The sequence below is a fragment of the uncultured Aquimarina sp. genome, from assembly GCF_947500065.1.
In the GTDB taxonomy this organism is placed as follows: Bacteria; Bacteroidota; Bacteroidia; order Flavobacteriales; family Flavobacteriaceae; genus Aquimarina.
In genome coordinates this window covers 505,017-518,862 of record NZ_CANMQT010000004.1, presented here as the reverse complement: position 1 = coordinate 518,862, position 13,846 = coordinate 505,017, and the positions used below count along the sequence as shown (strand labels likewise).

Below are 13,846 nucleotides of genomic sequence, written 5' to 3'. Positions count from 1 at the left end.
AGCATATTTTTGAATTCTATTTCGAATAAGTTTTGCTGTTATGCTTCTTAGGTTAATGGTTTAAAATATTATCTAAGTTTTTTAATTCTATCTCCGCTGCTTTTAAGAGTTTTTTTAATTCTTTTTTTTGTATTTGACATTCGGGATTTGTTAAATCTTGTTGCGTCCTGAAGATTAAAGATTCACAATAGTTTTTTCGATTTTGAATAGGGAGTTTTGAAATAATGGTTTCATATAAATCATCCTTTTTCATTAACAAAGTTCTATGATTTTTTTTGAATAATGACATTTCATATTTTGAATTAGGGAGTGTATCATTAATATATTCTATGTTATTAATTTTAGGCTTAATAAGGGTCATTGTTTGATAATCAAACTTCATTCCCTATCGAGTTTCTAAATATTAAAATTAATATAAAATTGAAGGGAGTTTTTTTGTATTTCTTTTATTAGAATCGAGATGATTTTTTATTGAAAATAAAGAAGCATTATTACATAGAGAATTCTTGTTACTTGAGAATTTTTATCATAAGAAATAGCATTTAATTAGGAATAATTATAAATTGAAAGCCTAATAAAAATTAAAAAATGAATTCTATTTTAATACAATTATTCCAGACATATAATTTAAAAAGGTTATTTATATTGGTATTAATCAGTTCATTTTTTTTATCCTGTTTAGGAGAGCCTCCGGCTAGTATGAATAATCCTGCATCTTATGACGTAACAAAGCCAAACAAAGTATTTCATTGGAAAATGACTACTACTTGGCCACCAGGCTTTCCGGTAGTGGGAGAAGTAGCTGAGAAATACGCTGAATGGGTAGATGAACTTTCTAATGGTCAGATTAAAATCAAAGTATATGGAGGAGGAGAATTAGTGCCACCTTTAGAAGCTTTTGATGCAGTTTCTCAGGGAACGATCGAGATGGGTTGTGGAGCAGCGTATTATTGGGCTGGTAAAACCCCCGCAGCACAGTTCTTTGCGGCAGTTCCTTTCGGGATGAATAGTCAGCAAATTACCTCTTGGTTAGAAGTTGGAGGTGGATATGAGCTTTGGAAAAAGACCTACGCTAAATTTAATTTGGTACCCTACATGGGAGGGAATACTGGAGTACAAATGGGAGGATGGTTTAATCGCGAGATTAATTCGATAGAAGATTTCAAAGGGCTAAAAATGCGTTTACCAGGAATTGGTGGTAAAGTATTAGAAAAAGCAGGTGGAGCTGCAGTTCTGGTCGCAGGTAGTGAAATTTATACAAGTTTAGAACGTGGAGTTATTGATGCGACAGAATGGATTGGTCCATATCATGATTATAAAATGGGATTCCATAAAATTTCGAAATATTACTATACTCCAGGTTGGCATGAAACCGGATCTCAATTAGAGTTTTTTATAAATAAAAATCTTCATGATGGCTTACCGCCACATCTACAGGCTGTTTTACAAGCGGCCTCTAAGCGTGCTCAAGTATGGGTGTTATCTGAGTTTGATAAGCAGAATGGTATTTATCTAGATAAGTTAGTGAATGAGGAAGGAGTAGAAATTAGAGAGTTTTCTAAAGAAACCCTTGATGCGTTAAGAGGGTTTACCGATGAAGCTATACAAGAAATGATAGGTGATGATCCACTGTCCAAAGAAGTGTATGAGAGTTATTCTAATTTTCAAAACAGAATATCTAAATGGTCCGAAGTAACCGAGAAAGCATACTATAATAAGATTCAGAAATAAGCTATTAGACTGACACTTTTCTTTTTAATTGTAACTTTTAAATGTTTAGATAACATATAAAGAGAATTGGTTAATTATTAACATAAAATTTAATTATTTAATTTATTCTGGCTAAAATGTATTGGAAGTATTCTTTCTAATCAATATCTTCGCAGCGAATGTTCGCTAAATATTATTTAAACACAAAATTATTATCATGCAAATTAAGAAGGTTTTAGTTGCCAATCGAGGTGAAATAGCTATTAGGATTTTTAGAGCTTGTACAGAGATTGGTTTACAAACCGTAGGAGTTTATACCTATGAAGATAGATATTCTTTACATCGCTATAAAGCAGATGAGGCATATCAAATAGGAGCAGATAATGAACCTTTAAAACCGTATTTAAATATTGAAGCAATCATTAAGGTTGCAAAAAAGAATAATGTGGATGCAATACATCCCGGATACGGATTCCTTTCAGAAAATGCCGATTTTGCGCAAAGCTGTGAAGAAAATGATATTATTTTTATAGGACCAAAAGTATCGGTACTTCGATCGTTAGGGGATAAGATCATGGCAAAAGAAGTAGCTATTGCTAATGATATTCCTATTATCCAAAGTAATAAAGAAGATCTTACAGATGTAAAAATAGCGATTAACGAAGCTAAACGCATTGGATTCCCTGTTATGCTTAAAGCTGCTTCTGGTGGTGGAGGTCGAGGAATGCGTGTGATTAGAAGTGTAGAGGAATTAGAAAAAGCATATCCGGAATCTCAAAGAGAAGCCCTAAATGCATTTGGAGATGATACTGTTTTTCTGGAAAAATTTGTAGAAAACCCAAAACATATTGAAATACAGATTGTTGCCGATCACCATGGGAATATGGTACATCTTTTCGAGAGAGATTGTTCTGTGCAACGACGCTATCAAAAAGTGATTGAATATGCACCTTCTTATGGAGTTGAGCAAGGTATTTTAGATAATCTGTATGAATATGCTTTGAAGATATGTAAAGCAGTAGATTACAATAATATTGGTACTGTAGAATTTTTGGTGGATGATGACAATAGTATTTATTTTATCGAAGTAAACCCTAGAGTACAAGTAGAGCATACGGTGACTGAAATTATAACGGGTATCGATTTAATAAAAGCTCAGATATTTATTGCTGGAGGTTATAAACTATCCGATACGCAAATAAAAATTGAGAATCAGGAAGCGGTAAAAACAACAGGTTTTGCGCTACAATGTAGAATTACAACCGAGGATCCTGAAAATGATTTTAAGCCTGATTACGGAACAATAACAACCTATAGAAGTGCATCTGGATTCGGAATTCGATTAGATGCAGGTAGTGTATATCAAGGCGTCACGATTTCACCGTTTTTTGATTCTATGCTAGTAAAAGTTTCTGCTAACAGTAGAACACTAGATGGAGCTTGTAGAAAAATGCGAAGAGCACTTTCTGAATTTAGGATTCGTGGTGTGAAAACGAACATGCCATTTTTAGATAATATCTTAAAACACGAAACTTTTAGAAAAGGAGCTGTTACAGTTAATTTTATAAGAGATACAAAAGCATTATTCGTTATAAAAGAATCTCGAAATCGGGCTACGAAGTTAGCAACATTTTTAGGAGATGTTATTGTAAACGGTAATCCAGATGTAAAAATCATTGACCCTACAAAGACTTTTGTAACTCCTGCAGTTCCTGAATTTGATAGGGCTAACGGATATAAAAAAGGAACTAAAGACTTATTGACAGAATTAGGACCTGAGAAATTTGCTGCTTGGTTAAAAAATGAAAAGAAAGTTCATTTTACCGATACTACTATGCGCGACGCACATCAGAGCTTATTAGCTACTAGAATGCGTACCTATGATATGCAGAAAGTTGCAGAAGGATTTGCGAAAAACCACCCTGAAGTATTTAGTATGGAAGTATGGGGAGGAGCAACTTTTGATGTATGCCTTAGGTTTTTAAAGGAAAACCCTTGGGAACGTCTTCGTGCTTTGAGAAAAGCAATGCCTAATTTGTTACTGCAAATGTTGATTCGTGGATCAAATGGAGTTGGATATACAGCGTATCCTGATAACCTGATAGGAAAATTTGTGGAACAATCCTGGGAAAATGGAGTAGATGTATTTAGAATTTTCGATTCATTAAACTGGATGAAATCAATCGCTCCGTGTATTGAACATGTTAGAACTCGTACAGGAGGTCTTGCAGAAGGTTCATTGTGTTATACAGGGGATATTTTGGATCCGAAACGAACTAAATATACGCTAGCATATTATGTACAGTTAGCTAAAGACATAGAGAATGCAGGAGCCCATATTTTAGGAATTAAAGATATGGCCGGATTGTTGAAGCCCTATGCCGCTTATGAATTGGTGTCGGCATTAAAATCTGAAATTAATATCCCAATACATTTACATACACATGATACTTCTTCAGTACAATCAGCTACATACCTTAAGGCAATTGAGGCTGGAGTAGATGTAGTTGATGTTGCACTTGGAGGACTTTCAGGATTAACTGCTCAGCCTAACTTTAATGCAATTATGGAAATGCTTAGATTCCATGAACGTGAGAATCCGATGGACATTACTAAGCTAAATGAATATTCTAATTATTGGGAAGCTGTTCGTGAGTATTATTATGTTTTTGAATCTGGCCTTAAGGCAGGAACAGGAGATGTGTATCAACACGAAATTCCTGGAGGACAATATTCTAATTTAAAACCACAGGCGCAAGGATTAGGGTTGGCAGATCGTTTTCATGAAATCACCAAAATGTATGGCGAGGTTAATACCCTTTTTGGAGATATAGTAAAGGTTACACCGAGTTCTAAGGTAGTAGGTGATATGGCACAATATCTGGTAAGTAATAATCTTACTATAGAAGATGTAAAAGAGCGAGGAGAAACTATTTCATTTCCGCAATCTGTTGTAAGTTTATTTAAAGGAGAATTAGGTCAGCCTGAAGGTGGTTTTCCAAAAGATCTTCAGAAGTCAGTGTTAAAGGATCAGAAACCATTTACCAATAGACCAAATGCACATTTAGAACCTGTAGATTTCGAAACAGAGTTTAAAGATTTTGTAAAAGTCTTTAAAAAAGGAATGGGTAGAGAGTTAGATATTACAGATTTCCTTTCGTATAAACTATACCCTAAAGTATTTACAGGAGCCTACAATCACCATCTAAAGTATGGTAATGTGATGAATATTCCGACTAAGAACTTCTTTTATGGAATGACTCCTGGAGAGGAGATCATCATAGAATTAGACAAAGGTAAGATTCTATTGATTGAGTTGATATCAATTGGAGAACCGCACGAGGATGGAATGGTAACGGTATTCTTTAAAGTGAATGGACAGACTCGAAATGTAGAGATTAAGGATAATTCAATCAAAGTAGATAAAATAGCTCATGTTAAAACAGATAAAGCTGATGAAAAACAGATAGGAGCGCCATTGCAAGGATCATTATCTTCTGTATTAGTTAAAACAGGGCAAGAAGTAAAAAAGAATGATCCACTTTTTATTATTGAAGCCATGAAAATGGAAACTACGATTACTGCTAATGAAGATGCTATTATTAAAAAAATAGTATTAAAATCGGGGACTATGGTCGAAGCAGATGATTTGGTAATCACTTTAAAATAATATATCGAAAAAAGGCTTAAAAAAATATTCTATTGTCACATGGAGCGGAGTCGAAATGCTTTAAATAAGTTCTTTTATCTCTCGACTCCGCTCCATCCGACAGAATAGGTGTTTTGATTCTCAATATCATTATATAATTGCCTACTTTTACCCGCATGTATTACTTTTTAATTATTGCCCTACAAGGATTTTGTATTTATCATGCTATTAAGAATAGAAATGAATACTACTGGTATTTTGTAATTTTATTCTTGCCTGTTATTGGTAGTATTATCTATTTAGTAACACAGGTATTTAATAAAAAAGATCTTGATGTTGTTCAAAAAGAAATTGTTAATGTTGTTAATCCTACTAAGAAAGTTAATGATCTTAGAAAACAAGTAGAATTTGCAGATACATTTCAAAACCGAACACATCTTGGGGACGCTTTGTATGAAATGGGTGATTATAAAACAGGTATCGGCGAATATGAAATAGCCTTGAAAGGCAACTATAATCAAGATGCAGGAGTTGTTAAAAAAATACTCGAAGGATATTCTCAAATAAGTCAATTCGATAAAGTGATTTTTTGTGCAGAGCAAATAAACTCAAGATCAGATTTTAGAGGTTCTAGAAGTCAGTTTCTTTATGGTTTAGCATTGGAGAATCAAGGTAGGTCTGAAGAAGCAGAAGCAAACTTAAAACCAATCGATCAGCGATATTCTAATTATGAAGAACGCTATACTTTAGCCCAGTTTCTTGTGGAAAAAGGAAAAAGAACAGAAGCAAAGGAGATTTTAGAAGAGATTGTTTTAGAATCACAAAATATGTCCAAACCTAATCGAAACAAATATAGAGCAGTAGTTAGTGACGTAGAGAAGTTAATGTCTTCGTTATAAATACAGCTCCAGTACTTCTTTAAAACACTTATAAAGAGTAAGCTAGGTTTTTGTTTTTATAAATTAATAAAATGCAATGCTTCATGAAGAGTGTTGATATTTCCCCTAAATTATACTATCTTTAGAAGAGGGATTTCTTTTTAAATAATCTTTCGATTATTCTTTTAAATTCTTCCTTAGATAGGCAAAACCTTGATTGCCTTTATAATGGTTCAAGGAATACTAATATTAACTCATTTTTATTATGTTTAAAAATCTCTTAAACCTAAAAGGGGCTCAAGCAATTACCAAAAAAGAACAACAAACAATTAGTGGTGGCGGATTGTCACGTGGTAGTTGTTATCCATTTTTTCATTTGGGATCTTGTCGCTTCAATTGTAATTGTAATACGCGTAGAGCATCCCAACCTAGTGGAGCAAGTCAATATTGCACATTGAATTACCCTTACTTTATCAATGACGCTGTTCAATGTGGTGGATCGGGTGGACCTGGTGATTGGGCATAGATAAGGTTAGAACATTCTTAATGTCTAAGTTTTTTTCTTGGCATATTTAGGATGTTTATACACTGTGATATTATAATATTTAACAAAGCCACAATTGATATTGTGGCTTTATTGTTATTAAAGACTACTTTTTTGTCAAAAAATGTTTCAAAAGAGTCTCTCTTCCTTTGCATTTCGCAAAAACTTTCTATTTTTACAAAAACGAAAAGTCCCCCGATAGCCTTGAAAATCAAACCTATTCAAATATCCCTATTTCTTATACTCGTATTGGGTGGGTTGTTTGGGCTAATGTTTTTAAGTCAAAAAGGAGGAATCCAAAAAGAACAAATACAAGAAGACGGGTTTTCTTACGAAGGAATTTCTCTTAAGTATCCTACTTATAAAACCTTTCTAGCTTTAGAAAAAGACTCATCGCTTACCAGGCAAGATATACTTAAAGTTACAGAAACCATCGTTCCTGTAGCCGATGAATCCGAATTAGAACCGGATACGTCTTCTGATGCAGTAGCTAAAAAAGATAGTTTACAAAGACCAGATTTCTCTAAAATAGATACAACGAAATTGGAGAGGATAAGGTATCCAGCTGATAATCCTGATTTTGCTAAAGAGTTACAAGCCAAACTGTCTTCTAGGTCGTGTAGGATTATACATTATGGAGATTCTCAGATCGAAGGCGATAGAATTACTGGATATATACGTAACAGGTTACAAGGAATGTATGGAGGTAGTGGCCCTGGATTTATTCCAGTAAAACCAGTATACAATCAAATTGCAGCAATCGTAAAACCTAGTGAAAACTGGTTCAGATATGCCAGATTTGATCCTACACAGGAGAAATTTAAGCACAGAAAGTATGGTGCGTATATGTCAGTTTCTAGATTTACAGAGCATAAAAAGATTCAACCAGATAGTGTTACGTTGGATTCCCTTCCAATAGTAAAAGCATCAGTGACTATTGGTAAGTCTAAAAAAGCATATGCTAAGTTCAGAAGATTTACTAATATAGGTTTGCATTATGGTAATTGTAATTTTCCAGTAAAGATTTCTGTATACAATGATGGAAAAATAATTAAACAAGACAGTCTGATTCCAGATGGTAAGTATCATAAATACAAGATAAAAACGAATACAACTCCTAGTAATTTAAAAATTGAGGTAGAAGGTAAAGTAAGCCCTGATTTTTATGGGTTGACATTAGATGGTGGATCAAGAGTTCAGATGGATAATGTGGCTATGCGCGGTTCTTCAGGTACAATTTTTTCTAGTACTAATGCTTCTATATACGGCCAGATGACAAGGAATTTAAAACCTAAGATTATCATTATGCAATATGGAGGTAATACGATGCCATATCTTAAGGATTCTACCAAGGTTGATAATTATGCTAAATCTATAGTGAATCAGATAAATTGGTTAAGACGTAGAACTAAAAATGTGAGTTTTATATTTATTGGTCCTACGGATATGTGTCTTCCTGTAAATGGTAAGATGGAAACATATCCTTTATTACCTTACCTTAATGCTAAATTAATAGAAACTTGCTCCGAGAATAATGTAGCTTATTGGAGTATGTATGATGCCATGGGTGGTAAAGGGTCTATGCCATTTTGGGTGGACGAAAAATTAACCGCCAATGATTATATGCATTTTACCTGGAAAGGAACTAAAATTATTTCGGAATTATTTTTCACAGCGCTATATCTTGACCTAAAAGAAGAACCAAATGATGAGACATAGCATATTATTTTTTTGCGTATTCTTAATGAGTTCTTCCATAATGGCTCAGGATTATGTGTTGGATACAATTCAGAACAAATATCCTTTTGTAAACTGGAAAGCCAATCAAATCAAGTTTGCAGAAGATGCTCCTTCTTTTGCCAAACTATTTCATAAATTGGATACAATTGCCAAAGGAAGCAAGGAAGATGTTCATATTTTTCATATTGGTGGATCGCATATTCAGGCTGATATTTATTCAAATAGATTGAGAACGTATCTGCAGCATATGAGTCCAACGGCAAAAGGTCAGCGTGGGTTTATTTATCCGTATAAAGTTGCAGGTACTAATAACCCCAGTAATTATAATGTAGAATTTGATGGCGATTGGACCGGATATCGTTGTTCGATAAAAAAAGATAGTGTTGCTTGGGGAATGGCTGGAGTTAGCGCCGTTTTTAAAGATTCTCTGGCAAATATTAAGATTAAAGCAAATCATAGAGGTTATGATGCCCAACACTATGATTTTAATAAGATCAGAATTTTTTATGATAATTGGAGTGAAGATTACGAAATTTACTTTAAAGAATCTGAGCTGATAGCAGATACCAAAGTAAATAAAGAAGCACATTTTATAGAGTTTACACTTACGCAAATAGTAGAGGAATTAGAATTTTGTGTACAAAGAATTGGAGATCCTGAGAATCCGGAATTTCTAATGATGGGTATGGAATTAATGAATGATAATAGCGGTGTTGAGTATACTACAATTGGTGTAAACGGAGCAAGTTTTAATTATTACAGTAGATGTAAATATTTTGACAATCAACTGATGTTGTATAAACCAGATCTGTTTATTGTCTCAGTAGGAACCAATGATGGATATCATCCTGATTTTAAGCCAGAAGAATATAGGAAGTATTATGAAAACCTTATTATAACTGCTCAAAAAGCTAATCCTGATTGTGCAGTATTACTTACAGTACCTAATGATTCTTATTATAAAAGGAAATACCCAAACCCTAGAACAAGAATCATGCAGAAGATTATCTATGAATTGGCTAAAAAACATAAAATGGCTGTTTGGGATTTTTATGAAATAATGGGAGGTTTTAATTCCTCTAAAGACTGGTATCAGAATAAATTGATGCCTAGAGATAGAATACATTTTACACAATTGGGATATAGAATTAAAGCAGATTTATTATTACAGGCATTGACTAATTCATGGGAAAAAGAATTAAACTTGATGCCTAACTCTGTTTTGAATCAAATTATTAATGAATAGATTAAAAGATATTTTTTCTTTTTCAGAGGATTTTCCTTTGATATTTACACAAGCAGATTTCTGGATATTCTTTGCAGCGATCTACTTTTTGTATGCAATTGTATATAGTAAAAAGAGCCTCCGTAGTGCGTATCTTTTTGCTATTAGCTTATTGTTCTATTATAAAACTAGTGGCTTGTTTATAGGAATTCTATTATTTAGTACTGTAAATGACTTCTTTTTAGGCAAAGCAATTTATAATAGTACTTCGATTGTAGTAAAGAAAGTATTAGTAGCAATTAGTGTGATTATTAATTTAGGTACACTTTGTTATTTCAAGTATGCATACTTTTTTACAGAATCATATAACAACCTTTTTAATACAGATTATCAGGTAATTAATTACCTGGCGCAGTTTGCTAATACCTGGGCAAATGCGGATTATTTTACAGTAGATACGATTATATTACCTGTAGGAATTTCTTTTTATACCTTCCAAACTATAAGTTATAGTGTAGATATCTATAGAAAACAGATCAAACCATTGAATTCAATTATTGATTTTGGTTTTTTTGTAAGTTTCTTTCCTCAATTGGTTGCCGGTCCTATTGTTCGTGCAGCCGATTTCGTACCACAGATCAGAAAAGAAATTAATATTACCAAAGAAGATTTTGGTAATGCAACTTTTATGATTCTCAAAGGACTTATTAAGAAGATGCTTTTTGCAGATTTTATTGCAATGAATTTTATGGATCGTGTATTTGATGTTCCAGAGATGTTTTCTGGATTTACAAATATTATGGCGATGTTTGGATATTCATTACAGATTTATGGAGATTTTTCTGGATACACTGATATTGCAATTGGCCTTGCATTACTAATGGGATATAAATTACCTGTTAACTTTAATTCACCCTATAAAGCAATTCATTGTGGAGACTTCTGGAAACGTTGGCACATATCATTATCCAGTTGGTTAAAAGATTATTTATATATCCCAATAGGAGGGAATCGTAACGGAAGTATATTTTCGTATGTATTCATTATTATTTTTACCTTTTTAGGAGCATTTGCATATGCAGATTTTGGTATTGCTATTATCGCTACTGCAGGAATAGGAGTATTACTCATAGTTACATTATTTTCAGCGAAACTGGCTTGGCATTTTAATAGGAATGTAAATATTATGATCACGATGTTGGTCGGAGGTTTGTGGCATGGTGCGTCCTGGAAATTTGTAATATGGGGAGGACTTAATGGTTTAGGAGTTGTTGCCTATAAATATTGGCGAAAAATAAGCCCTTACGAAAACTCTAATGCGTGGTTAGCAACAATATGGAAAATCACTTTTACTTTTGTTTTCATAACCTTTACAAGGATTTATTTTAGAGGTAATAGTATGGATCATATTGATCGTTTCTATCAGTCAATAATGACCAATATGGATTGGACCAATGCATTAATCGTGCTTTGGGAATACAGAGTTGTGTTTATTGTAATGCTGATTGGGTATATTACACATTGGCTACCATATAAAACAAAAAATTGGTTGCTAGATCAGTTTGTTAAAAGTAATATTGTGATTAAAGGTCTAATAGCAACTATTGTGGCTATTATCTGTTACCAAACTTATGCTGCCGATTTTCAACCATTTATTTATTTTCAGTTTTGATTTTAAAAAACAGAACTGTAGTATTGATTATATTTATAATAATACTTAGGGCGTTTTCCGCCTGAGGCAGATCAGGCTATCCACTGTATCTTTTATTTTTTTAACAAAAAAATAAAAGGATGTCGTTTCTATCCTTAACGCAAAATATTTCTACATTCGTAAATCATAAATCTAAATTAACTTTGTTCAATCATACGCATCCATACAAACCTTTTTTTCCAGAAGGAGCAACTAAATTAATAGTAGGTACTTTACCACCACCGCGTTTTACATCAGGAGTTTTAAAAGAAGGAGATGTCGATTTTTGTTATGGAAGTATCAGTGGTTTATTATGGCCAGTTTTAGATCGTATTTTTGACCTGAATTTGAAGTTTGAAACCACGTCAGAAGCAATAGATCAGCGAAAGAATTTTTTAATCTCTCGAGGGATAGGAGTGTGTGATATTGTGCATAGCTGTCAGCGAGATAAAATTGATGCTTCAGATCTAGGGATGCAACAAATACAGCTAAGAGATGTAGTGTCATATTTACATCAGTATCCTCAGATTGATACACTTTTATTTACGGGAGGTAATAGTAAAAATGGACCAGAATATTTCTTTAGAAAACATCTTAAAGAATACCAATTACAATTAGAATTAGTTTCTAATGAGATTCCTAGAATACACCAATTTAAGCTTTCCTCAAAACTGTCATCTCGAGCGGAGTCGAGAGACAATTCAAATAGAACTATAAAAACAGTGTCCTTAACAGCACCATCGGGAGCAGCTAATAGATCTATAGGAAGTTTACAATCCTATAAAGATTTAAAAAATAAAAACCCTAAATTCAATACAATAGATTTTAGAGTGATGCAGTACAGAGAGTTTTTTTAAAGCTTAGTTACTTCCAGAATGTTTAATGCTCTTTGTAAATAGATAGTTTAATAATTTACCAACTATTGGTAATAGTAAAACGGAAATGACCAATAGAATTATTCCTTTGATTGAACCATATCTAGGCAATACTAATAGTAAAACCACCAAAAAGTAAAAGATAGGAGTATATATAATTATTTGTTGTAATGCTATAAAATTTAAATACCATCGATTTTTAAGTTGTAATTCAATTTTTTGAGAAGAAGAATTTATCAGTATTTGAATAGTATGATACGGATCTATAATGTGATTATATTTTTTGACAAAACTAGAAACCTTAGTTTTTGGTAGAGAAATGATAATTTTTTTTGGCCACTCTAGAAATGCTAAATAAGAAATTATTACAGTAGCTACAAATGAACCAAAAGTATGATTAGTAATTACTATAGAAGAACTATGCATAACTATTCCTAACCATATGGCTATTTTAAAATAAGTTTTTTTAGTAAAACAAAAACATATTAATAGTTCTATTACAATTACAGACCAGGAAATAATTTGGGCAAGCAATAAATCAGGCAAGATTGTCGCAAATTCTTTATATAAAGAGAAATTCATTTTGTAATCTAACCAATTATCCATGTATATTCCTACCTGCCAATCAGGGTCGAGTAATTTATTTATTCCAGAACCAAAGTAGAGAATGATAACTTGCCAACGTAATAATTTAACACCAAAATCTTTTTGATAAATAGCTAATAAGATTAACAGACTTACGATGTATAATCTACTATCTGAATAACAAGATCTACATCCAATTGTTATTGTCAGTAAACAGAAAGCAATCATAGCACTGCCTATTTTAGGAGCAATATTAAATAAGGTAATTGTAATTCCTATTATAGTAAAGAGGATAACAATCCAATAAATTAAATGAAAATTTCCTATTTCATTTATGAAATCTAGAAAAGGTAATTTAAGATAGTTTTTGAACAAATAGTGATGAAATATAGGTAGAATAACGATCAATTTATACATCAAATCAATGTTAGTAGGGAATTTTGTTTTACTTAAATCAAAAAAATGTTTGATCATAATTGAGTCATTTTTCTTTATTCTTCATAGCTCCAGGTACTCCAGTTTTTACCATTAACATTATATTTTAATAGTATAGAATCAGTGCCCGAATCTGGATGTATTCTTTCGTATTCTGTAATGAATTTAATCAAGTGATTTGCTGGCAGATCAATCCATCCGTGTGAGCTTAATCCATATCTTTCTTTTATTTTCAGATCATTCAGCTTCTTTTGAAAAGAATAGACTTCTAAAAAGTACTCGGTTTGGATATCATGAGGAGCCCAAACAAAGTATCTGTTGGAATTAAAACGGGCAGATATTATTAGACCTAGTTGCAATAACAAATACGTAATACCAATTATATGTTTTACATTTTTAATCATATATCGCTAAATACTAAAATAATTTTTAATCTAATACTGTTTAGATCTGAGTCGATTATTTAATAAACGAATATATCTCATCTCTGTGTGAAAATAGTACTAACTTTGTTA

The 13,846-nt window shown here is 32.4% G+C and carries 11 protein-coding genes; 8 read left to right on the top strand and 3 right to left on the bottom strand.

Features of this window, described 5'->3' with window-relative positions:
• Window positions 1-52 precede the first annotated feature (52 nt).
• The gene (locus tag Q0975_RS15085; RefSeq protein ID WP_299438095.1) at window positions 53-382 is read right to left on the bottom strand and encodes a hypothetical protein; all 330 of its coding nucleotides are present in this window, start codon (window positions 380-382) and stop codon (window positions 53-55) included.
• 206 nt (window positions 383-588) lie between these two features.
• Here Q0975_RS15085 and Q0975_RS15080 point away from each other — a divergent pair, with 206 nt between their 5' ends.
• From Q0975_RS15080 to Q0975_RS15045, 8 genes are all read left to right on the top strand, one after another.
• Window positions 589-1,731 carry a TRAP transporter substrate-binding protein gene (locus Q0975_RS15080; RefSeq protein ID WP_299438093.1) on the top strand — a complete coding sequence of 381 codons (1,143 nt, stop codon included), beginning with the start codon at window positions 589-591 and terminating at the stop codon, window positions 1,729-1,731.
• A gap of 196 nt (window positions 1,732-1,927) precedes the next feature.
• Window positions 1,928-5,380: a pyruvate carboxylase gene (locus Q0975_RS15075; protein ID WP_299438091.1), complete on the top strand. Its 3,453-nt coding sequence runs from the start codon at window positions 1,928-1,930 to the stop codon at window positions 5,378-5,380.
• A gap of 155 nt (window positions 5,381-5,535) precedes the next feature.
• Window positions 5,536-6,258 carry a hypothetical protein gene (locus tag Q0975_RS15070; RefSeq protein ID WP_299438089.1) on the top strand — a complete coding sequence of 241 codons (723 nt, stop codon included), beginning with the start codon at window positions 5,536-5,538 and terminating at the stop codon, window positions 6,256-6,258.
• A gap of 244 nt (window positions 6,259-6,502) precedes the next feature.
• On the top strand, window positions 6,503-6,763 hold the full coding sequence (locus Q0975_RS15065; protein WP_299438087.1) for a hypothetical protein: 261 nt from the start codon (window positions 6,503-6,505) through the stop codon (window positions 6,761-6,763).
• A gap of 222 nt (window positions 6,764-6,985) precedes the next feature.
• Window positions 6,986-8,500, top strand: coding sequence for a lipase (locus Q0975_RS15060; RefSeq protein ID WP_299438085.1), 1,515 nt, complete (start codon window positions 6,986-6,988; stop codon window positions 8,498-8,500).
• Window positions 8,487-9,767, top strand: coding sequence for a GDSL-type esterase/lipase family protein (locus Q0975_RS15055; protein WP_299438083.1), 1,281 nt, complete (start codon window positions 8,487-8,489; stop codon window positions 9,765-9,767). The genes Q0975_RS15060 and Q0975_RS15055 overlap by 14 nt, the downstream gene beginning before the upstream one ends.
• Window positions 9,760-11,418, top strand: a complete 1,659-nt coding sequence (locus Q0975_RS15050; RefSeq protein ID WP_299438081.1) for an MBOAT family O-acyltransferase — start codon at window positions 9,760-9,762, stop codon at window positions 11,416-11,418. Before Q0975_RS15055 ends, Q0975_RS15050 begins: the two co-directional genes overlap by 8 nt.
• A gap of 182 nt (window positions 11,419-11,600) precedes the next feature.
• Complete coding sequence (locus tag Q0975_RS15045; protein WP_299438206.1) at window positions 11,601-12,293, top strand: uracil-DNA glycosylase family protein; 693 nt, start codon at window positions 11,601-11,603, stop codon at window positions 12,291-12,293.
• Between the two features lie 3 nt (window positions 12,294-12,296).
• Here the strand turns inward: Q0975_RS15045 and Q0975_RS15040 are convergent, their stop codons facing one another.
• Window positions 12,297-13,370 (bottom strand): hypothetical protein, encoded by a 1,074-nt coding sequence (locus Q0975_RS15040; RefSeq protein ID WP_299438079.1) that lies wholly within the window; start codon window positions 13,368-13,370, stop codon window positions 12,297-12,299.
• Window positions 13,371-13,387: 17 nt separating this feature from the next.
• Window positions 13,388-13,735 carry a hypothetical protein gene (locus Q0975_RS15035; protein ID WP_299438077.1) on the bottom strand — a complete coding sequence of 116 codons (348 nt, stop codon included), beginning with the start codon at window positions 13,733-13,735 and terminating at the stop codon, window positions 13,388-13,390.
• Between the last annotated feature and the right edge of the window lie 111 nt (window positions 13,736-13,846).